Source organism: Armatimonadota bacterium, from assembly GCA_013359125.1.
Classification (GTDB): Bacteria; Armatimonadota; Fimbriimonadia; order Fimbriimonadales; family GBS-DC; genus JABWCR01.
Genome location: JABWCR010000006.1, coordinates 53,626 through 75,267 on the forward strand (window position 1 = coordinate 53,626; position 21,642 = coordinate 75,267).

The 21,642-nt window shown below is 58.3% G+C and carries 19 protein-coding genes; 10 read left to right on the forward strand and 9 right to left on the reverse strand.

All coding sequences use genetic code 11. The features are described from left to right. Positions 1 to 17: 17 nt before the first annotated feature. On the reverse strand, positions 18 to 2,624 hold the full coding sequence (gene mutS, locus HUU60_04610; protein ID NUL81993.1) for a DNA mismatch repair protein MutS: 2,607 nt from the start codon (positions 2,622 to 2,624) through the stop codon (positions 18 to 20). A 37-nt stretch (positions 2,625 to 2,661) separates the two neighbouring features. Here mutS and HUU60_04615 point away from each other — a divergent pair, with 37 nt between their 5' ends. The 5 genes from HUU60_04615 (at position 2,662) to HUU60_04635 (ending at position 7,634) form a co-directional block, all read left to right on the forward strand. Continuing rightward, complete coding sequence (locus tag HUU60_04615) at positions 2,662 to 3,063, forward strand: VOC family protein (GenBank protein ID NUL81994.1); 402 nt, start codon at positions 2,662 to 2,664, stop codon at positions 3,061 to 3,063. A 36-nt stretch (positions 3,064 to 3,099) separates the two neighbouring features. After that, positions 3,100 to 4,005 carry a BON domain-containing protein gene (locus HUU60_04620; protein ID NUL81995.1) on the forward strand — a complete coding sequence of 302 codons (906 nt, stop codon included), beginning with the start codon at positions 3,100 to 3,102 and terminating at the stop codon, positions 4,003 to 4,005. A 93-nt stretch (positions 4,006 to 4,098) separates the two neighbouring features. Then, positions 4,099 to 6,147: a DNA topoisomerase (ATP-hydrolyzing) subunit B gene (gyrB, locus tag HUU60_04625; protein NUL81996.1), complete on the forward strand. Its 2,049-nt coding sequence runs from the start codon at positions 4,099 to 4,101 to the stop codon at positions 6,145 to 6,147. A 78-nt stretch (positions 6,148 to 6,225) separates the two neighbouring features. Further along, positions 6,226 to 7,047: a hypothetical protein gene (locus HUU60_04630; protein NUL81997.1), complete on the forward strand. Its 822-nt coding sequence runs from the start codon at positions 6,226 to 6,228 to the stop codon at positions 7,045 to 7,047. Positions 7,048 to 7,112: 65 nt separating this feature from the next. Continuing rightward, the gene (locus HUU60_04635) at positions 7,113 to 7,634 is read left to right on the forward strand and encodes a TlpA family protein disulfide reductase (protein ID NUL81998.1); all 522 of its coding nucleotides are present in this window, start codon (positions 7,113 to 7,115) and stop codon (positions 7,632 to 7,634) included. Here the strand turns inward: HUU60_04635 and HUU60_04640 are convergent. Beyond that, a complete protein-coding gene (locus tag HUU60_04640) occupies positions 7,631 to 7,999 on the reverse strand; it encodes a response regulator (GenBank protein ID NUL81999.1) in 369 nt (122 codons plus the stop codon). The genes HUU60_04635 and HUU60_04640 overlap by 4 nt on opposite strands. Before the next feature lie 47 nt (positions 8,000 to 8,046). Further along, complete coding sequence (locus HUU60_04645; protein NUL82000.1) at positions 8,047 to 9,741, reverse strand: hypothetical protein; 1,695 nt, start codon at positions 9,739 to 9,741, stop codon at positions 8,047 to 8,049. A 133-nt stretch (positions 9,742 to 9,874) separates the two neighbouring features. On the opposite strand from HUU60_04645, the gene HUU60_04650 reads away from it, so the two are divergent. Continuing rightward, positions 9,875 to 11,410, forward strand: a complete 1,536-nt coding sequence (locus tag HUU60_04650) for a YifB family Mg chelatase-like AAA ATPase (GenBank protein ID NUL82001.1) — start codon at positions 9,875 to 9,877, stop codon at positions 11,408 to 11,410. A 37-nt stretch (positions 11,411 to 11,447) separates the two neighbouring features. On the opposite strand, the gene HUU60_04655 is transcribed toward HUU60_04650, so the two are convergent. Both HUU60_04655 and HUU60_04660 read right to left on the reverse strand, forming a co-directional pair. Then, complete coding sequence (locus HUU60_04655; protein NUL82002.1) at positions 11,448 to 11,888, reverse strand: universal stress protein; 441 nt, start codon at positions 11,886 to 11,888, stop codon at positions 11,448 to 11,450. Between the two features lie 6 nt (positions 11,889 to 11,894). After that, positions 11,895 to 13,814 carry an APC family permease gene (locus HUU60_04660; GenBank protein ID NUL82003.1) on the reverse strand — a complete coding sequence of 640 codons (1,920 nt, stop codon included), beginning with the start codon at positions 13,812 to 13,814 and terminating at the stop codon, positions 11,895 to 11,897. Between the two features lie 83 nt (positions 13,815 to 13,897). On the opposite strand from HUU60_04660, the gene HUU60_04665 reads away from it, so the two are divergent. Beyond that, positions 13,898 to 15,085: a winged helix DNA-binding domain-containing protein gene (locus tag HUU60_04665; protein NUL82004.1), complete on the forward strand. Its 1,188-nt coding sequence runs from the start codon at positions 13,898 to 13,900 to the stop codon at positions 15,083 to 15,085. Here the strand turns inward: HUU60_04665 and fahA are convergent. Continuing rightward, positions 15,082 to 16,335: a fumarylacetoacetase gene (gene fahA, locus HUU60_04670; protein ID NUL82005.1), complete on the reverse strand. Its 1,254-nt coding sequence runs from the start codon at positions 16,333 to 16,335 to the stop codon at positions 15,082 to 15,084. The two genes, HUU60_04665 and fahA, sit on opposite strands and share 4 nt — an antisense overlap. Further along, positions 16,332 to 17,126, reverse strand: coding sequence for a hypothetical protein (locus HUU60_04675; protein ID NUL82006.1), 795 nt, complete (start codon positions 17,124 to 17,126; stop codon positions 16,332 to 16,334). The genes fahA and HUU60_04675 overlap by 4 nt, the downstream gene beginning before the upstream one ends. A gap of 38 nt (positions 17,127 to 17,164) precedes the next feature. Between HUU60_04675 and HUU60_04680 the strand changes: the two genes are divergently transcribed. The 3 genes from HUU60_04680 to HUU60_04690 are packed head-to-tail and all read left to right on the forward strand — an operon-like array spanning position 17,165 to position 19,591. Next, positions 17,165 to 18,154 (forward strand): alcohol dehydrogenase catalytic domain-containing protein, encoded by a 990-nt coding sequence (locus HUU60_04680; protein NUL82007.1) that lies wholly within the window; start codon positions 17,165 to 17,167, stop codon positions 18,152 to 18,154. Next, positions 18,147 to 19,133, forward strand: coding sequence for an alcohol dehydrogenase catalytic domain-containing protein (locus HUU60_04685; GenBank protein ID NUL82008.1), 987 nt, complete (start codon positions 18,147 to 18,149; stop codon positions 19,131 to 19,133). Before HUU60_04680 ends, HUU60_04685 begins: the two co-directional genes overlap by 8 nt. Further along, entirely contained in the window at positions 19,130 to 19,591 is a 462-nt protein-coding gene (locus tag HUU60_04690; GenBank protein NUL82009.1) for a cupin domain-containing protein, read from the forward strand. The genes HUU60_04685 and HUU60_04690 overlap by 4 nt, the downstream gene beginning before the upstream one ends. On the opposite strand, the gene HUU60_04695 is transcribed toward HUU60_04690, so the two are convergent. Both HUU60_04695 and recN read right to left on the reverse strand, forming a co-directional pair. Next, entirely contained in the window at positions 19,588 to 19,806 is a 219-nt protein-coding gene (locus tag HUU60_04695) for a hypothetical protein (protein ID NUL82010.1), read from the reverse strand. The two genes, HUU60_04690 and HUU60_04695, sit on opposite strands and share 4 nt — an antisense overlap. Positions 19,807 to 19,882: 76 nt before the next feature. Beyond that, positions 19,883 to 21,559: a DNA repair protein RecN gene (recN, locus tag HUU60_04700; protein NUL82011.1), complete on the reverse strand. Its 1,677-nt coding sequence runs from the start codon at positions 21,557 to 21,559 to the stop codon at positions 19,883 to 19,885. Positions 21,560 to 21,642 lie beyond the last annotated feature (83 nt).

Genomic DNA, 21,642 nt, shown 5'->3' on the forward strand with positions numbered 1-21,642 from the left:
ACACAGTTTTCTGAAGGTTAGTCGGTCTCGATCTTGCGTTTCCATTGATCGAGCATTACGAGCGCCTCGACGGGGGTCATTTCGCTCAGGTCGATCCGCTTGATCTCGTCCACCACAGGATGAGCGGCGGCCTCGAACAGGGTTAGTTGCACCGTCTTGGTCGAGAATGCGGTTTCTGGCAAGGCAGTCCCCTTATCCTCAAATCGGGTTAGGATGTGGCGGGCTCTATCCAGCGCCGTATTAGGTATCCCCGCCATCTTGGCCACCTGGATGCCGTAACTTTTGTCCGCGCCGCCCGGCAGAACCTTGTGCAGCCAGACTACTTTGTCCCCTTGCTCCTTAACGGCAACGCGGAAGTTTTTGACGCCTGGCGATTGCCGGGTCAGCTCGTTCAGGTAGTGATAGTGAGTGGCGAAGAGCGTTTTGCACCCTATATCGGCCAGATACTCGGCCACCGCCCATGCGATCGCTAGCCCGTCGTAAGTGCTGGTTCCGCGCCCAATCTCGTCGAGGATCACGAGGCTGCGCGGCGTGGCGTTGTTGAGTATGTTCGCCGTTTCGGTCATCTCCACCATAAAGGTCGATTGGCCTGTCGCCAGTTCGTCGCGGGCGCCCACCCGCGTGAAGATTCGATCCACTATTCCAATGCTCGCCCGATCTGCCGGAACGAAACTGCCCGCCTGAGCCAGCAACGCGATCAGCGCGACCTGCCGGATATAGGTGCTTTTCCCGCTCATGTTGGGTCCGGTCAGAATGATGAGCCTTTGGTCGCTTTCGTCCAAGAGGCAATCGTTAGGAACGAAGGCAACGCCGCCGAATCGCTCCACTACCGGATGGCGTCCGCCAACAATCTCAAGCCGATCCTCCAAGTTGACGCTTGGCCGAACATACCGGTGACGAACGGCGACTTCTGCCAATGACGCCATAGCGTCCAACTCGGCGATGGCGCGCGCAATGCGGAGCAGATCGGCCGACTCTCTGGCGACCGCCTCTCTCACTCGGCAAAAGACATCGTACTCCAGCGCTATGATCTTCTCCTGCGCTCCGACCAGCGCCGCCTCTTGCTCCTTAAGTTCTGGCGTGATATACCGCTCGGCATTCGCGGTCGTTTGCTTCCTGATGTAATGCGGGGGCGCTTTGTCCGAGTGAATCTTGGATATTTCGATGTAGTATCCAAAGACGGCGTTGTAGCCGATCTTGAGGGGCAGTCCATGCTGTGCTTTTTCTTTTGCTTCCAGTTCTGCGATCCAGGCCTTTCCGCTCTTTGTCATCTCGCGCAGCTGATCCAATTCGGGCTCGCATCCCGGTTTGATCATGCCGCCGTCTCTCAACGTAGCGGGCGGATCGTCCAGGAGCGATCGATCCAACATTTGCTGTACCCCCTCTATAGGCTGCACGACGGACGCAATGTTAACCATCTTGGCCGACTTTGTTTCGCCGTCGATCAACTTGCAAAGCGCTTCGCGCAAATGGGGCAACAGGCGCAGAGACGAGCGCAGCGCGACCAAGTCTCGAGCATTGGCTGCGCCGGTAGCCGCCCTGCCGACCAAGCGCTCGATGTCTGCGTTCTTGCTTAACAGCGCGCGAATCTCCTCTCTCAAGAGGCCTTTGGCTGTCAGGAGTTCGACCGCGTCTAGCCTTTCATTGATGGGATTGGGGTCTAAAAGCGGCTCGTCGAGCCATCGTTTTAGCATTCTGGCGCCCATAGGCGTCTGCGTTTGATCGAGCGTGCTGAGCAAGGTCAGGCGCCGGCTGCCGTCTTGCAGGTTCTGCGACACTTCGAGATGTCGGCGCGCGATCGAATCGAGGTGCATGAAGCGCTCGACCGAGTAGGTCGATAGCGTCTGAATATGGCCGAGCGCGGCGATTTCGTTCTTTTGGAGGTATTTCAGCGTCATGGCCGCGGCTTCGATGCCTCTGGAGTACTCCTCGCAGCCAAATCCCCGCAAGTTCGCCACGCCAAAGTGGTGCAAGAGCACCGATCGGGCGTCCCTTGGCAGATCGCGCTGGACGTCGAAAGGCGTGATCGAAGCGGGTATGGCCGCCTCCAGCTCGCGGATCAGTTCGTCGTGCTCTGCGGGCACCAAAATCTCAGCCGGTTCTAATCGCGCCAGTTCGTCCATCAGCTTTTCCTGTCGCCGCTCGCCAGAAATCTCTGTAACGAGGAACTCGCCGGTCGATACGTCCACAACGCCGAGGCCGTGCACCGGATCGCCAAAGACGGCGGCCACCAGATAGTTGCTCTTGCCCTCGGGCAACATCGAGTCTTGAAGCAGCGTGCCCGCTGTCAAGACTCGGGTTACTTTTCGTTTGACAAGGCCTTTAGCCGTTTTTGGGTCTTCCGCTTGTTCGCAGACGGCGACCTTGAAGCCCTTTTGAACTAAGCGGGCGATGTAGCGTTCGGCCGCATGGATGGGAAAGCCCGACATTGCAACTCGGCCATTGTCGCCGTCGTCTCGTCCCGTCAGCGTGATTTCGAGGGCTTTGGCGGCGATCTCGGCATCTTCGCCATAGAACTCGTAGAAGTCGCCCACCTGCATGGCCAGCAGGGCGTCCTGGCGCTCTGCCTTGACGCGGAAGTACTGTTGAAGCATCGGCGTTTTAGGCGAAAAGGGGGCGCTCATGGACGTTTCGATTATACTCAAGCCCGGAGGGAATAAAATGAGAAAAGGTGCCATCAACCGCGTATCGGAAGTCGCGCTTTGGACAAAGGACTTAGACGAAGCTAAGCGGTTTTACCTTGACCGGCTTGGGTTCGAGGTAGTCGAAGAAGATGTCGGCCGCAACGCATTCTTGAGGTCGGGAGACTTTCTCTTGGTGTTGTTCGACAAGACAAATCCGAACACGGCGCTGGCCAACGCTTATTTGGAGCGCAAGGGCGGTCCTCGGGGAGAGGTCTACCACTTGGCGTTCCAGATCGATCCTGCAGAGTTGGACGAGTCTGCCGAAAGCCTCAGGACGGACGGTCTTGAAGTATCCGGCCCAGTTGAGTTTGCATCGGGGCGTCGGTCTTACTTTGTCGAAGATCCGGACGAGCATTGGATCGAACTGACAGACAGGTAGAATCTACAGCAAATCCCTGTCGAACAGGAGGGCGCCATGTTGAGAGCGTTTTTTGCGATTTCATTGTGCTTTAGTCTGTTGGCTGTGCAGGCGCAGGACCTGTCTGGACTGCTGTCGGGCGATCGATATCCCGTAAGCATGAAGCTTAAGGACTTGACTTCCGAATGGAAGCGGGTCAAGTTGACCCTTGTCGGATCGGGGGACGGCCAAGGAGACCTCATGAAGCAATTGATGCCCATGATGATGCTTGGCTCTACGATGTCGAGCGAGCCGGGCGGCGGCGAATCGGGCGCGGAAGCGATGATGGGCATGGCCTTCCTCAATCAAATGTTCGGCGGCGGCGATAAAGGCGACGCGGCCTACACCAAGGGCGAAACGCTGCAGATTGCAGGGCAGACGTTCCTGGTTACCTATCGGATCAAATCTGAATCAAAAGACTTCATGACCCTTATGATGGAATCGATGGCTTCTGGCGACGAGCCTGACCCTTCGACATTGTTCGGAGGGGGCGCAAACGCGGACAGCGAACTGGATCTGAGCCTCGTCAACATTGCGTCTATCGCCCGTTTAGAGGGCATTGCCAAGTTCGATCTCGAGAAGGAACTCGAATCGCTAAACAAGTCTGGCTCATCCATGTTCGACATGTTCAAGGACATGGCCGAGGGCATGGAGGGCGAGGCGACTATAGGCAACGAAGTTCGAGCCGAGCCCGTGCCATTGCTGAATATGTCCCGTTATGTCTACGATTCGATCAACGAGGATGCGGAGTTGAGGCGCGCGGGCGTCTATGTCGCACAATCTGGAACGAAGGTCATATTGACCGGTCGCGTTGCCAATGCTTCGCAAAAGGCAAAAGCGGAGAGGATGGCTCGCAAGGCGCTGGATGAGATGGGCAGCAACTATACGATCGAGAACACGATCGAGGTCAAGCGAAGAAGATAGGATGAAGGGTGCGGTCTGCCGTTGACTTTTCTTACCTAAATCTGCCATAATTGAGGGACTTGAAGGCACGAAATTTAGGGAGGCTGCGCCCTCATGGCCGCCAATAGCGAACAAGCCCCACTGTCGTTCCCCGATGAGCCCGGCGAAGAGCAAGTTTACGAACTTTCGGTAGGCGAGAGCGTCGAACAGGCCTCTTCGGTCGTCGAGGGCGAATACACTGCTGAACAACTGACCGTTCTCCAAGGGTTGGAGGCCGTTCGAGTGCGGCCCGCAATGTATATCGGCGACGTCTTTACCAAGGGTCTTCACCATCTCTTTGTAGAGGTAACCGACAACGCGGTGGACGAGGCGATGGCCGGCCACTGCGACACGATCGACGTGGTCCTGCACGAGGACAATTCCCTCTCCGTTCAGGATAACGGTCGCGGCATTCCGGTCGAAATCCATCCCGACACTGGCCGCCCAGGCGTCGAAGTCGTGATGACGATGCTGCACGCTGGCGGCAAGTTCGGCAGCGGCGGCTATCGGTTTTCGGGCGGCTTGCACGGCGTCGGCGTTTCGGTGGTCAATGCCCTTTCGGAGTGGTTAGAGGTGGAGGTCGCGCGCGATGGATGGCTCCATCATCAGCGGTTTGAGCGCGGCGTTCCGGTCAAGGATCTAGAGAAGGTCAAGAAGGTTAATTACCGGGGCACCAAGGTTCGCTGGCTGGCCGATCATGAGATTTTTGGCGAGTTCAAGTATGAATATCACTTCTTCACGCAACGGCTGAGGGAGCTGGCTTACCTCAACCCTTCCACTCGGTTTCATTTTTCAAATGAAGTTACGGGCGAGACTTTCGAGTTCTTCTACAAGCGCGGCATCGCGGAGTTGGTCGAGTTCCTGAACGAGAGCAAGGACCCCATTCACAAGCCGATCTACTTCCGAAACGCGAGAGAGGACACCGAGGTCGAAGTAGCTCTCCAATATCACGCCGGATACCAGGCTACGATCTTCACCTACGCGAACAACATTCACACGCACGAAGGCGGCACTCACCTCTCAGGATTCAAGACGGCGATGACTCGCGTTATGAACCAGTATGCGCGCAAAGCGGGCTTGCTTAAGGAAAAGGACGCGAACTTCACCGGCGACGACGTTTTGGAGGGATTGACCTCGGTTGTGGCGGTGAAACTGTTAAACCCGCAGTTTGAGGGGCAGACCAAGTCCAAGCTGGGCAACCTTGAGATGCAGGGTTTGGTGAACTCGATCGTAGGCGAGGGATTTACGCAGTTTTTGGAAGAGAATCCGTCGATCGCCCGCAAGATAATCGACAAGGCGGTAACCGCTCAACGAGTGCGAGAGGCCGCGCGCAAGCAGGCGGAGCTTGTGCGCCGTCAAAGCGCTCTGGAGGGCGGCTCCCTGCCCGGCAAGCTTTATGACTGCACAGAGCGCGACCCCAGCAAGAGCGAACTGTTTCTCGTCGAAGGCGAATCGGCAGGCGGTTCGGCCAAGGGCGGTCGAGATCGCCGGACGCAAGCCATCCTGACGCTTAAGGGCAAGGTGCTGAACGTCGAGAAGGCGCGGCTGGACAAAGCGCTGGAGAATGCGGAAATCCGCGCCTTGATCGCCTCTCTAGGCACTGGGATCGCGATGAACGGGCAAGCGGACAACAACGGCGGCGAGGCGGCCAGCAAGTTCGATTTGAGCAAGCTCCGTTATCACCGGATCATCCTGATGACCGATGCCGACGTGGACGGGCAGCACATTCGGACATTGTTGCTGACCCTTTTCTTTCGATATATGCGTCCGCTGATCGATGAGGGGCACATTTACATTGCCAAGCCGCCGCTCTTTCGCATTCGCGTGGGCAAGAACGAGCAGTTCTATGCTCAAGATGAAGAAGAGCGAGACCGCATTCTAAAGGACGTTAAGACCAAGAACATCGCAGTAACGCGCTTTAAGGGCTTGGGCGAAATGGACGCCGACGACCTGGCCGAGACGACCATGGACCCAACGAAGCGGGCCATTGTAAAGGTTACGCTCGAAGACGGCATCGAGGCCGACCGACTCTTTAGCCTTTTGATGGGCGACAAGGTCGAACCGCGGAGAGCGTTTATAGAGAAGCACGCCACCGAAGTTACCGAAGTTGACTGGCATTATTAGCGCCGCGATTGGCCTTTGCCGTGATATAATATCTTGGGCGGCGGTTTGCCGCCTGCAGACGAAGGAGGCTTGGCACCTATGCACCGTTTATTGATGCTATTAGGCTTATCGGCGGCGTCCATTGCTATGGCTGTGGCGCAACCCTCTTACTCCAGCACGAAGGCTGGCAGTTTCTTGGATCGGATCGGTATCCAATCTCTGCTCTGGGACGATCCTTACGACGGATTCGATTACGACGTTGCCTCTCAGGTCTTCCCGGATTATCCACAGTTCTCGATTTTTCAGTTCGACGATTTCACCGTGGACGGTTGCGCATGGCGAATCAGAAAGATCACGGCTTATGGCAACGAACTTGGCAACGCGGCGAACAATCAAGCCGTTCGCGTTCGCATTCAGGAACGCGCTGACTTTGAGAATCCGGGCACTATTTATTTGGATGCGGGCGGTATCGAAACGGGCGAGAATGTAGCGAGCCTGCTGGAGTTTAACAACCTAAGCCTTATTTTGCCTGCCGGTCAGTACTTCATGACGGTCTATGTGGTGCGCGACTACAACTCCGGCCTGCAGTGGTTCTGGTGGCGGAACACTCCCGTTCAGAAGTCTCAGCATGTGTTCCACAATCCTGGCAACGGATTCGGATTTGGATCAAGCCCGCAAGATGGCAGCCAGATTTTTGGATGGGAGGCCGACATGTCCTTCACCATCGAGGGCGATCACGCTTTCATCATTGGCGACGTCACCGGGGACTGTTGCGTGGACGATGACGATCTCTCCTTAGTCTTGGAGAACTTCGGCTCCCAGTGCACCGATTGCCCTGCCGACATCAACGGCGACGGCGTTGTGGACGATACCGACCTTGCGCTGGTGCTGGAGCGGTTCGGCGACGGTTGCGACGACTAAAACCACAGGAACGCAATCGCTCGTTGCTCGTAGTTACCTTCGGACGTTACATCCGGAGGTAACAGATGATCAAGAAGCTTACTTTGGCTATCGGCATTGCCGTCTTGTCGACTCTTGCTCTGACGACCGCTCAGAATCGCGGTCCGATCGCAGTCGGCACGGCAGCGCCTGAGTTCTCGCTGAAAGACCTGGAAGGAAAGGTCGTGTCGGACAAGCAGTTGGGCGGCAAGGTCGTCGTGCTCGACTTTTGGGCCACTTGGTGCGGGCCGTGCAAGCAGACCCTTCCTCATACGCAAGCTTTGTCCGTCTCCCCTGAGGCCAAGTCGGGCCAGTTGGCCGTCATTGCTGTGAATCTGAGGGAAGACCGTCAGAAGGTCGCCGGCTTTATGAAGCAAAACGGTTATTCGTTCCGAGTGGCGCTCGATGAGAAGGGCTCGGTCGGACAGGCTTACAACGTCAGCGGCATTCCCGCGTTCGTGGTCATTGATCGAAAGGGCAAAGTGGCCTTCTCGACTTCGGGGCTGGGCGAAGCCAAAAAGAAGGAGATGGACCAAGTCATCCGAACGTCGTTGGCGCAGCGCCGTTAGAGTTCGGGGAAAACCCTGCGCAGACCTTGTAAAACGCGATCGGGCTGGAACGGTTTGGCGATAAAGTCGGCCGCTCCCAGCCTGATGGCTTCCATCACAACTTCCTTGTTTCCCGATGCGGAGCAAACCAGGGTTTTGGCCATTGGATCGGCCTGCTTGATCCGTTCGAGCGCTTCCAGGCCGTTCATTTCGGGCATCGCGATGTCCATAAAGACCGCATCTGGGTGAAGCGTCTGGTAGAGCTCGACGCCGATCGCCCCGTTCTCGGCCTCCCCGACCACTTGAACTCCCAGTTCGGACAGGATCTCGCGAAGACGATCTCGCATGTACTTGACGTCATCGACTATTAGAACGCTTCGCGGCATGGTTCTATTATCGGAGCCATGCCGCGAATGGCATTAGTGTCGGTCCCTTAGCACCCGGCTCCGAAGTTTGAGAGCACGATGGCCAAGTCGTCATCGTCTATCCTTCCGTCGGTGTTCAGATCGGCGGGATGCAACGGGCTGTTTAGGCCAAAAGCGGCCAGCACGGCCGCGAGGTCCGTGTCGTCCACGCAGCCGTTTAGGTCCACATCGCCTGGACGGACGGAATACCGCCACTCTTGAATCCAGGCCGACCAGTTTCCACCGGTCGCTCGCTGGCCAACGCCCCAGACGGTGCGCATGTCGGTGGGATCAAGCCCGACGCCGAAGTAATCGCCCCAACGGTTGCCGCCGTACGCAGAGTTGCCCAGCGCGACTGGCGTAGCCGATTCTGGGTTTGGCTGGCCGTTGCGCCATGCCGAAACGGCGACCTCGGCAAATGTAGCCGGGCTGTCGGACGAACGCCCCATGATGAACAGGATGTCCTTGTCGCGATTGACCTGCATGGCTGGGAAGTAGTAGTCCATCCCTGGCGCGCCATAAGTTACGGTTGTAACGCTGGGCGTTTGACCCACGGCTACAGTCATTCTATAGATGCGGGCCGCGGCGCGACTGCCCAGACCGTCTCCCCAATCTCGAGCAACGCTGTGGCCAGTCGTCATCACGCCGTGAGCATAGGTCGCATTGAGCAATCTGGAATCGATGTTGCTGATTCGGGTGGTCGTACCTGGCTGGCGGCCGCCTGGAGACGAAGCATAGTTCGGGATCGCTACGTTGTTGCTCTCGAATGTCGGCTCGGTTCCATTGGCCCAGAACTGCGACGGGTTGATGATCTTGCGCACGCGCATCTGATTGCCGCCGCCGACCGCGCACAAGAAGAGCGCTTCTTGTCCGTCGGGCATGGTGAACATCTCGGCAGGGTGCAAGGTTCCAAGGCCCGAGTAGAACACGTCGTACCTTGTGCTGGCTTGACCGTTGTAGATCTGCGCTTTGTTCAGCAACGTTATCTGGGAGCCCAAGAACCCACCGCCGAACTGGTACATATTGCCGTGCAGCGCGAGCACATCCTTGTTGAAGCCTAGTTTTTCATAATCCGGCCACTGGGCGATGTCTTGGCCAGCTCGCAACCTTGCATTGATCCGATAGACCCACCAGCCGTCCATCGGATTGCCCGTGCGCGAAACGGCCAGTTCCCAGGAACTCTGAGGACTTTGCTGACGGGCGAACAGAACCAAGAAGCGGTCCCACCATGGATCGTAAGCGCACCAGGAGTCGAAGATAAAGTCATTGCTGTTAAAGAGGGTGTTGGCATCCACCGAGGAGAGCTGTTGACCATTCTTCGTGTAGATGACGATGTCGTCGTTGTTCACGCCGATAACATGGTTGCGGCCAACCGCCATGTCGGGGTCGGGCGGCGTCCATTCGTTGGGCGCCGGACCGGCAAAGCCTCGGCCCAGGGTATAGGCCTGGATCGTGCCGCCGAAAACGCTCTCATCGATGGCGTATGGCCCTTCGCTATCGGTACCGGGCGCGTCGTCCTTACCCTTTGGCTTGTGCACGTAGCGCTGTGCAAACTTGGGAAGTTCCAGCCGGTTATCGGCCAGGTGAGCCTGAGAAATGTTCTTCATTGAGCGGAAAACAGGGGTAACGATCTCGCTCGGGCCGTGTATGATCGTCTCGTCCTGAGCAAATACCATGGTCGATACGGCTAGCAACACGGCGCAACTCCATAATCGCTTCTGCATTTGTCTCCTCCTAACTCTAACTGCCAATCCTGGGCGCGACCGGCTTGGGGCCAAGAACGCCTCGATTGTATTATAACACGGATAGGGCGGCAGGAGACCCGACAAAGGGCATAGAATCAAGTCCCGTCCGCCTATGCTCGCAATCGTCCAGTCCGCCGCGCTTCAAGGCATCGATGCCTATCTGGTTACCGTCGAGGTGGACATCCAGCCCGGCGCTCCACAGATCACCATCGTCGGCCTGCCGGACGCCGCGGTGCAAGAATCGCGCGAGCGAGTAAAGACCGCTATTCAAAACGTCGAACTTTCGTATCCTTGGAAGCGATTGACGATCAATCTCGCCCCTGCCGATGTGCGCAAAGAGGGCCCATCGTTCGATCTTCCCATTGCGGTAGGACTCTTGGCGGCCTCTAGTCAAGCGCCTTTGGAATCTTTGGAGGGTTGTCTGTTCTCCGGCGAACTCTCCTTGGACGGCACGCTCCGACCGATCAACGGCGCTTTGTCAATGGCATTGATGGCGAAGGAGATGGGGTTTCGGCGCATGATCGTGCCTAAGGAGAATGCCGAGGAGGCGGCGGTCGTTCGAGAAGTGTCCGCTTACGGCGCGGGCGATTTGAGGGATGTTGTGCGAATTCTGCACGATTTCAGTTCCGAATCGCCCGCCTACGCCGACCTGGATGCCATTTTATCGAAGCTCCCTGAATATCCGGTCGATTTTGACGAGTTGAAGGGCCAGCCGGAGGCCCGGCGAGCCGCCGAGATCGCGGCCGCGGGCGGGCATAACATGCTGATGATCGGCCCTCCTGGGTCGGGCAAGACGATGATCGCCCGGCGGATGCCGACCATTTTGCCCAGCATGACGCTGGAAGAGGCCTTGGAGACCACTCGCATCTATAGCGCGGGAGGAGTCCTGAAGGCAAAGGGCGGTCTGATGACGGATCGACCGTTCCGGTCGCCGCATCACACGACTTCGTACGCTGCGGTGATCGGCGGCGGCGCCTCGCCAAGACCGGGCGAGGTGAGCCTGGCGCACAACGGCGCGCTCTTTCTGGACGAGTTGCCCGAGTTTAAGCGAGACGTGTTAGAGGCTTTGCGCCAACCGTTAGAAGACGGATTGGTCAGTATCGCTCGCGTACAGGCCAGCGCGACCTATCCGGCACGGTTTATGCTGTTGGCCGCCATGAACCCCTGTCCTTGCGGCTATTACGGGGATGCGCGCAAGGCCTGCTCCTGTTCGCCTTTTACTATACGGAAGTATCTTCAGCGCATTTCTGGGCCGTTGCTCGACCGTATCGACATTCATATCGAGGTTCCGCGCCTGAATGAGGACCATTTGTTGGGCCAGGCGACCGGAGAGGGCTCGGAGGCCATTCGCGATAGGGTCGAGAGGGCAAGAGCGCTGCAGTTGGAGCGGTTTAAGAACGAGAACGCATTCTGCAACGCTCAAATGAACGGTCGGATGTTGCGCGCCCATTGTCAACTGGACGCGGAGTCGCGGGATCAGTTGAAGGATTTGACGCGGGCGATGGGCTTCTCGGCTCGCGCATTGGACAGGCTGTTGAAAGTCGCTCGCACCATTGCCGACTTATCAGGCGATCCGGGCATACGCATCGAGCACTTGATGGAATCGGCGCAGTATCGCACGCTCGATCGGAAGTACTTTTTGGAATAAGGGGCGCGATTCGTACCTAAAATTGTGCTACATTTTTTCAAAAGGCCGCTTTTTCGTCCGAGGGGTAGATGGTCCATACCGGGCAGGGCGCGCGCTGGAAGAGGTAGCGGATCGTCGAGCCGATGGGGCGTTCTAAGGGGCGGTGGCGGCGGCTGTCGGTTACAACCAAGAGGTCGGCGGCGATCTCTTCGGCCTCGCCCACGATCGCCATTCCGGCTTCGCGGGATTGGATCATGTCGGCGTGCAGGTCTATGCCCAGTTTGCGGGCGATTTTTTCGGCCTCTTCTAATCGCTGTTCGGCATCGTCCAGGCCGGGAATGTCTAACGCATCGACCTCGTAGGAGAGCGGCACCTCTAGGACGTGCACGAGCGTAATGCGGGCGCGGATGCTTTTGGCCAAACGGCAGACGATCCGGAGAGCCGCTTGATCTGCCGCGCTGCCTTTGTAGGCCAGAAGTATGTGTCGTTCGCCTTCCATTGTCGCCTATCTTGAAAGCCGGTATCGCACGTTGGTGACCACCACGTTCGGTTTATTGAGCAAGGCCAGTTTGAGCATCAAACCTGACTGGTTGTGCAACAGATTATGCCATGTCTTAGCCGCATGGAACTCGGGGATGACCACGATCGCCTTGTCGAGTTTCTCCTCCTCAATCAGTTTGTCGAGGTATTCGATGACGGGCGCGACGAGGGAGCGATATTCGGAGTCGATGATAGTGAGCGGGATGTCTTTGATCTTGGTCGCCCATTCGTCCTGCAGGCGCTGCGCCGCCGGGTGCATAAACTGCAGTTTGGCCTCGAGATTCGGGCCGCGTTTGACCACGCGACGGTAGATGGAGGGCGCTTGGGGGTCTATGTTGACGTGGAGGGCGATGATATGCTCGGGTTCGGCAATGGTGCGGGCGAATTCGATGGCTTGGGCGACGCCTCTATCGAGTCTGGGCGCCAGGACGACCACTCGAACGTTCAACTTTTCTCGGACTTCGTAGTTTTCCACCGAGAGTTCTCGTCGAAATTGGTCGTAATGGCGTTTGATTTTGGTCAGGGCGAGCACCATGATCGATATGGCGATGGCGATGGCCCAAGAGCCGCTTTCGAAGTTGACCAGGAACTGAACGACGCAGACGATCGCGGTGGTAATGGCGCCGAAGCCGTTGATCGCGGCGTAGAGCTTCCACCCTGGGCCCTTGATACGAAGCCAGCGGGCCACCATGCCGGACTGGGAGAGGGTAAAGGAGAGAAAGACCCCCAGCGCATAGAGCGGGATCAGCGCATGGGTATCGCCTTTCACGATCCAAAGCGTCAAGCCGGCCAGGAGTCCAAGGACGAGAATGCCGTTGGTGAACACCAATCGGTCGCCAACGTTTGCCAGTTGCCTGGGCGCAAAACCGGCGCGCGCCAAGATGGAGGACAGTCGCGGGAAATCGACATAGGCCGTGTTGGCGGCCAGGATCAGAATCAGGGCGGTCGCCCCTTGGACCACGTAATAGAACCCGTCGATTCCGCTCCCTCCAAAGACCAACCGAGCGATGCTGGAGACGAGCGTTTCGGCGCCTTCGCCGTGCGATCCGACGGGCGTAACGCCCAAGACGCGGGCCAGCCAGGAGATCCCGCCGAAGAGCAGCGTCAGCAAGATGCCCATATAGGCCAGCGTGGCGGCGGCGTTCTTGGCCTCGGGGGCTTTGAAGGCTTGCACTCCGTCGGAGATGGCCTCTGTGCCAGTCAGCGCCGCACAGCCGCGAGCGAAGGCGGTGAGAATCAAGAAGAAGCTTAAATCTCGAAGTTCTCCCGGAGGATCCTTCGGGGGCAGCGGCTCGACGGAGCCTGAAAAGTATCGATAAGCTCCAAACCCGACCATAAAGAGGATGACGGCCACAAACCCATAGGTGGGCGGGGCGAAGAGGGCGCCCGATTCCTTGGCTCCGCGCAGATTGGCTATCGTGATGAGCGCGATAAACATCAGGCACAGCAACGTTCGATGCTCCTGCAAGGCCGGGAATGCGGACGCGACCGCCGCCGCGCCTGCGGCGATGCTGACGGCAACAGTCAGCAAGTACCCGATCAGAAGAGCCGCAGCGGCCGTCAAGCCGAAGCCGTCGCCCAAGTTCTCGCGCGAGACGGTGAACGCGCCGCCTCCCTCTGGGTAGGCGTGTACCGTTTGGCGATAGGAAAAGATGACGATGGCCAGTAGGGCGATGATACAACCAGTAATGGGTAGGGTAAGGCTTAAGGCCGCGGCGCCGGCCATCCACAGGACCAAGAGCATCTCTTCGGTGGCGTAGGCCGAACTGGAGAGGGCGTCGGAGGCGAAAACGGGGAGCGCTAACATCTTAGGAAGCCGCTCGTGTCGAGCCCGTCTGGAGGCTAACGGCCGGCCAAACAAAATGCGGCGCAACAGGGGTAACATTAGCCCCGGCGCTCCATGCCTAAACGGCTCCCTGGACTTGATCCATAGACCGAAGGATAACTATACCCGCGCCTTTAGGAACGATGATAAACGAGAAGCTTTGGTCGTGGTGGTTTGCAAAGCAGGGATTGGACGGAAGCCTGGCAGGGGCTTCGCCCAAGGCGGTGTTGGAAAAGTCCGGTTGGGCGCGCACCGTGGGCGGCAGCAATCCCTATATCGCCCTGTTCGCCCGGGCCGGAATTGGAAAAGCGCAAGCCGAGCAATCGGTCGCCGACCTGCAGATTCACGAACTGCCCAGTGCCAGGGGCTGCACCTATCTGATCCCCAAGAGCGACTATGCGCTTGCACTGATTGCAGCGCAAGGCACGGGCTCGAAGCCGGGATTGTCCGGCGTGGAGAAGAGCCTGGGCGTTACGGAAGAGGAATTGGACCGGTTGATGGCGATGGTATTGGACGCCTTGGCGAAAGGGGCGCTCGATTCCCGCGGCTTAAGACAATCGCTAGGGGGCGCGGTGCGCAGTTTGGGGGACGAGGGCAAGAAGAAAGGCGTGGTCTCGACGCTGCCTTCGGCGCTGGGCCGTTTGCAGGCAGTCGGGAAGATTCGTCGCGTGCCGGTGGACGGGCGATTGGATCACGAACGGTATGCCTATGCGCTTTGGCGGCCCAGTCCTCTGGACGGTTCTTCGTTGACATTTGACGAAGCGATGGCCGAATTGGCCAAGAAGTACTTTCGATGGATCGGCCCAGCGACGGCCAAGCAGTTTCAGGCTTTTGCGGGCATTGGCGTCAAGGCGACGCAGTCCGCGCTGGACGCCATCGGTCTAATGCCGATCGAACCGGGGTCGGACTACTTGATATGCGGCGACGAACTGGACGACTTTAAGGCGCACAGACCGCCTTCTAAGCCTCAATACTCGTTGGTGTCCAGCCTCGATTCGATCGTGCTTTTGCGCCGAGATTCGGCGTCAGTAGTCGCTCAAGAAGACGCCGGGCGAGAGGTGTACGGCGAGAAGACGACGACCTCGGTGGGCGGATTGCAGGACCTGCCGAGCCACGGGATATTTGATCGAGGACGGCTTATCGGGCTTTGGGAGTTCGATCCGAGCGTTGGCAAGATAGAAAGAACGCTGTTTGTGCCGGAGGATGCCGTTCTAAAGGCCAAAATTGTCGAGATGGAGCGTTTTGTGCGCGACGAGATCGGGGATGCGCGCTCATTTAGTTTGGACAGTCCTGCTTCTCGAGAGCCAAGGCTTGCGGCGTTAAGAAGTTAAGCGCCCACGATTTCGCCTGAGCATTCTCCAAAGCCTATCGACGCAAATCCTTGTCTCTCGCATCTTGCCCGGAGAACGATGCGGTCGCCATCTTCCAGGAAGCGTCTCGACTCTCCGTTCGGCAGTTGGAAGGGCTGTTTGCCGCCGCGGGTCAATTCGAGCAGGGAACCCAGGCTTTCGATGTCTGGGCCAGAGATCGTGCCTGTTCCTATGAGATCGCCCGGCTTTAGGTTGCAGCCGTTGCTTGTGTGATGGGCGATCATCTGTGCGATGGTCCAGTAAAGCCATTTGGAGTTTGATCGGCAGAGGGTCATAGGCTCTGTATCCGCCTGGGCGATTTGGGCTTCAAGATGGATGTCGAAGCCGCTGCCTGCGGGCAACAGGTATGACAATGGCTGAGGGTCGCCTTCGGGGCGCTGGAACGGGTCGCATCGGAAAGGCGCCAGCGCTTCAGTCGTAACGATCCATGGCGAGATCGTGGAGGCAAAGTTCTTGGCCAAGAAGGGGCCGAGGGGCTGATACTCCCATTTTTGGAGGTCTCGCGCAGACCAGTCATTGAGGAGGCAGAGTCCGAAAAGTTGCTGCTCGGCCTGACTAGCGTCGATCGGCTCGCCCAATTGATTGCCCGGGCCGATGAAGACGCCGATCTCCAGTTCGTAATCGAGCACGCGGCTGGGGCCATATGTGGGCGATTCGGCGTCGTCGGCCTTGGTCTGGCCTTTGGGACGCTTGATCGGGGTTCCAGAAGGCACCACCGAAGAAGCGCGGCCGTGATAGGCGATGGGGATGTGCTTATAGTTGGGCAGGAGCGGGTTGTCGGGACGAAAGAGCGCTCCGACGTTGGTCGCGTGATAGATCGAGGCATAGAAATCGGTGTAGTCGCCAATGTCTGCCGGAAGATGCATTGTGCAATCGCTTGCTTTGTAAAGCGGCGCGCTGCGATCGCCGTCTTGGCGCAAGGCCCGGCTGATCGCCAGGCGGACCATGGACCAAGATTCTTGACCCAGCGACATGAAGCCATTTAGGGTTGGACGGGATAGCGCCGCTTTGATGGTTTCGGACAGATCGGCGTTCTTGGCCCACTCGCGCGCATCCAAGATACGGTCGCCTATCGCGACGCCGATGCGGGGTTCTGCGGAAGACGGCGAAAAGACGCCAAAGGGCAGGTTTTGGACAGGGAATTCGCTGTCTTGGGCTGAATCGACCCAACTCTTGAGGTTCGGATCATGGGTTTCGTTCAATGGGGTCATTTCAGATGTTCCAGCAGTTCGAGGGTTGGCTCGGTGAACGAGCAGGAGCCGAAGGAAGTCCATCGTCGGCGGAGGGCGCGAATGGTTTCAAGGTCGAATGCTCGATCTCGCCAACTCATTTTGTCTTCATGAAACTGGAAATCCGAGCGATCGGCGGTTAACGCTTCGATCATCTCGGCTTCGTCGCTCAGCATGACGGCCACTGCGAGATTGACATAGCCGTGCATCCAGGATCGCGGCGGGTTTGGTTCGTAGGTCAATGGGTGTTCGTCGCAGAAGGGGTGGTGAAGGCCAGCGGTGGCCTTGAAAGGGCTTGCCCCGATCGACATGAGAAATCGGGCAACGTTTTGGGGATGGGGGATGAGATCGGGGGTAATTCCGCCCATGCGGATTTTGGGATAGAAGCCTTGTTCTATCGCATCCGTCGGGTTGGGCGTTTCGAAATAGGTCGGGCGGGGCAAGATGTCTGTTGGAAGCGTCTTGGTTTCGAAGCAATCCACGGTAAATCGACCGTCATGCTCGCAAAACGCCAGGGCCTTTTGCGCTTCTTCATCCGGATTCTCGCCCAATAGAACGGCTAGGGGGCATCTTACATCGGGCGGCGCATTTGCAGCCAGTTCTTTCAGGCGCGGGGCGGGAACCACCAGTCGGCCCAGCGCCCAAGACCATTCGCTTTGTCGGTAGTCGGCATAGTTTTGGACGGTCGCCGACATGTCCAAGCAGGCGGGCGGATAGAGTCCCGCATAGTCGATCAGGCCTTCGAGCAAGACGCGGGCAGACGCGAGCATCATGGCGAAGCGAGTTTACCTGGTTTAGGTAGACTAGGGACGTGAGGCAAGGTTATTTGATCGCTCCTCGGGCGCTGGAGTTGCGCCGCGTCGAACCGCCATCTCCTGGCCCGGGAGAGGTTTTGGTGCGGGCGCGCGCGGCGCTGACTTGCGGCACGGATTTGAAGACCTATCGGCACGGCCATGCGCGGTTGCCGTTCGGACCGTTTGGGCACGAGGGTTCTGGCGAGGTTTTAGAGGTTGGCGCAGGCATCGAACGGTTCAAACCGGGCGATGCGGTCGTGTGGACGCCGACCGCACCGTGCAAAGAGTGTCCACAGTGCCAAAAGGGGCGCGAGAACTTGTGCCGGCGGTTGATGGAGTCGGTCGTGCTGGGCGCCTTCGCCGACTTTGTGCTGATCCATGCGAAGGTTGCCGCGGTGCATCTCTTTCGCAAACCGAGCGGTTTGAGATTTGAGACGGCGGCCTTTACAGAGCCGTTAGCCTGCGTGATTCGGGCTTGGCGAGCGTGCGAGCCGTTGCCGGGCGAGTCTGTGCTGATCTTGGGCGGGGGCACGATGGCGATGCTTCACCTGATGGAGGCCAAACGCAGGGGGTTGCGCGCGACGGTTGCGGTTCGGTCGCCTCAAAAAGCATCTGTAGCACAAGATTTAGGCGCGTCGGAGGTGGTGGCCATTAAGGATGCGCCATTGGCCGACTTAGTGATCGAGGCGACCGGCAGCCCTGAAGTTTGGAGTTTGGCGCCGATGCTGGCGGAGCCGGGCGGAAAGGTTTTGTTCTATAGCGGGTTGACGAGAGACGCAATGGTCAATATCGCCGCAGAGAGGGTGCATTACGAAGAGGTTGCGCTGATCGGTGCGTTTCACTATACGACTCAAGACGCCCAGGAAGCGCTGCGTCGATTGGCAGAAGGCGAGATAGACCCGGAGCCGTTGATTACGGAGCGGAGGTCGTTAGATCGCCTTGTTGAGACATTTGAGGATTTGGATCAAAGCCGGGGGGCGAAGTACGCCTTTATCAACGATGATTAGCCGAACGAAATGCGCCGTCTACTATGCGCCGAACGACATTCGCATCGAGGAGCGCGAGCTTCCTGCCAGAGAGCCAGGCGGATTGCTGGTCGAGACGGTCGCCTGCGGGTTGTGCACGGGCGAGGTCATGGACTGGTACATGGCAAAAAAAGCACCCTTTACGCCGGGACACGAGATCGTCGCACGGGTGATCGAGGGAGACGGGATCGCACCGGGAACGCTGATCGCGCTGCATCACCACGCGGCCTGCGGGCAATGTCCGACCTGTTTGCGAGGGGACGACGTTCACTGCGGGCAATGGAGGTCGTCTCGTCTGAATCCGGGCGGGTTGAGCGAACGAGTCGTCGTGCCGCCTGAGATAGCCACATCGGACGTCGTCGCTTTGAGCGGAAACAGGACGGTTGAAAGCTACGTTTTGACCGAGCCGTTGGCTTGCGCGATCAAGTCGCTTCGCCGGGCACGATTCGAGGCTTCCGACAGGCTTGTAATCGTTGGTTTGGGCGCGATGGGGCTGCTTCATGCGTTGGTCGCGCAGCGAATGGGGGCCCGTTCGATAGCTGGGATCGACTTAAATCCGGTGCGATTGGCTTTTGCCCGCGATTTGGGCCTTGCGGCCTTGGATCCGACTGAAGGTTCGGATGTCAATGGGGATGTGGTCGTGGTATGTCCTGGTTCTCAATCTGCATTGGACTTAGGGGTCAGTCTATCGGCGCCAGGAGGACGTGTCGTGGTGTTCACACCGCTTCCTCCCGATGATAGATGGCCGGTCGATGCGCACAAGGTCTACTTTGACGAGATCAGCCTGATTCCGAGTTACTCAGCCGGCGCCGCGGAGTTTGTAGAGGCCGTGCGCATGATCGAAGCGGGGTTGCCGACCGAGCGCTTGGTTACTCATCGGCTGGCGTTAGACGAGGTTCAACGCGGGTACGACCTTGTTCGAGAGGCAAACGAAGCAATAAAGGTTGTGATAGAGCTATGAGAATCCCGTTCGACCGAGAGGGCCATCGATGGGTTGGAGTTGAAGAGAAGCGGTATGCCGACGGAGAGCAGGGCGCGCGGGGGATGTCTTGGAAAGGCGTTACGCGATGCGAGATTTTCAGGGCGATCGAAGGAGCGCGATTCGACCTTCGGTATTTTGAGATCGCGCCTGGCGGGTATTCGAGGTTAGAGAAGCATCAACACGCCCACGCGATCGTTGTGATCCGAGGGCATGGGGAGGCGTTGATCGGCGACCAGGTGGTGAACTTGCAACCGTTCGACGCGGCCACTGTGCCTCCCATGACGCCGCACAGATGGGTCAATGCTGGCGACGAACCGTTCGGTTTCGTCTGTCCGGCCGAATCGCCTCGCGATATGCCGCAACCCTTATCCGACGACGAGATCGCCCGGCTGCTATTCAACGAGGCGACCAGGCGGATCGTCGAAATAGACGGTTAGAGGTTGCCGACTGGAGCGGGCGCGCCTGGCTGGCCAGGTTGGCCGGGCTGCCCCGTGCCGGAATCCCTGGTCGACCCTGGATTCGTGTCGTAGCTATCCAACTTTGGCGCATTTCGGGTGTCGCCCGGCCCCTTGTTGTACATAAAGAACACCACGGCGACGGCTACGAGCGCGACGACGCAAAGCACAATGGCGGTCGTGTTATTGACCTTCATATCGAAAAGTTCCTCCCCATCTGATGCATTTCTTCCAGCGGTTTCGCCGCGCTGATGGTCGATTCCTGCAAACGGCTCATTTTTTGGCTTCCGATAACATCTCTCGCGCATGGACGATGGCCGTCTGGCCTGTATCGCCTGCGATCATACGGGCGATCTCTTCTTCGCGCTCTGCGCCGGACAAGAGTTGTGCTACAGCGACAGTCCGTCCATCTATTTCCTGTTTATCGATCGAGAAGTGCTGATCGGCGCGCGCTGCGATTTGGGCCAGGTGCGTTACGCACAGCGCTTGCGAGTTCTTGGAAAGTCGACTCAGTTTATCCGCGACGATGGTTGCTGCTCGACCGCCCAACCCTGCGTCTACCTCGTCGAAGATGAGCGATCCGACGGGAGACGCTCCGGCTAGCGCGCTTTTGATAGCCAGCATGACGCGCGATATCTCGCCGCCCGAGGCGATCTTGGTCAGGGGTTTTGGCGATTCGCCGATGTTTGCGCTGAAGAGGTATTCGACCGCATCGGCGCCCTTTACATCGATCGGCTTGGGTTCGATCGAGATTGCGAATTGCGCATGGGTCATGCCGAGGTCTTGCAGGTGATCGTTTACGAGGGTCGCAAATGAAGTCGCGCCATCGGCTCTCATCCTGGTCAAGTTGGCGGCTGTATGAGTCAGCTCGTTGGCTGTCGAAACGAGTTGATTATTGAGCTCCTGCAGTCTCTCGTCTTGGTTTTCAAAGTCTCCCAGCTTGCGCCGGGCTTCTTCTCCGAAGGCTATCACGGCGGCTATGGATTCGCCGTACTTTCGTTTGAGCGATCGTATTTGGTCCAGTCGCCTCACGGTCTTATCGAGCTCTTCGGGCTGTGCTTCTATCTCCTCGGCATAACGGCGAAGCGCTGTGGCGCAGTCTCTGGCCGAATCGAGAGCAGAGAGCAGGAGGCTGTCGAGCGCCTCCAGTCCGTCGTCCAGCTTCGCTGCTTCTGACAGGCTTTTCTGCGCCCGAGCCAAAGCCTCGTAGGCGCTTGCCTCGCCGTCCAGCGCATCGATCGCTTCGGCTGCGAGTTGGCCCAAGCGGTCGGCGTTGGCCAGACGCTTCTCGGCCGATTCGAGAGTTTCGTCTTCTCCCGGGGTTAGGTTCGCGCCTTCGATCTCTTCAGCCTGATACCGCAGCAAGTCGAGAGCGCGCTCTCGTTCGGCACCGGTTTGCGTCAGTTCTGCAATCTCGGCCTCTATCGACTGCTTGGCCAGATAGAGCTCGCGAACTTTGTGCTTGAGCTCGACGGCGGGAGCGCCGAGCCAATCGTCCAGGAGTTCTAAATGGGACGCCACCCGAAAGAGGGATTGATGCTCGTGCTGGCCGTGCAGATCAACCAGCGCTTCTGCCAGTTTTTTCAATGAAGAGACGGGGGCCGGACGGCCATTGATGCGGGCGCCCGTCCGGCCGTTGGTCGAGAGTTCTCGGCTGAGGAAGAGCAATCCGTCCTCTGGTTCGACGCCAATGTCATTGGCGATTGAAATCGCTACGGGGCAGCGCCTGACATCGAAAACGGCTATTACGGTTGCCTGATCGCAGCCTTGTCGTATCAAATTCGTATCGGCGCGGTCGCCCAAGGCGAGGCTAATGGCGTCTATCAGAATAGACTTTCCGGCACCCGTTTCGCCCGTCAGCGCGATGAGGCCAGGACCGAACCGCAGGTTCAGCCGGTCCACAATGGCAACGTTCTCGATATGCAGTTCGACGAGCATCAGGCCGTCCATGTTGTACCCGACGAAAAGTTCTAGGGAAGCAAGAAGGAATCGGAGATGGGCGCGGCGAATTACACAAGCGGTAGGAACGCGTT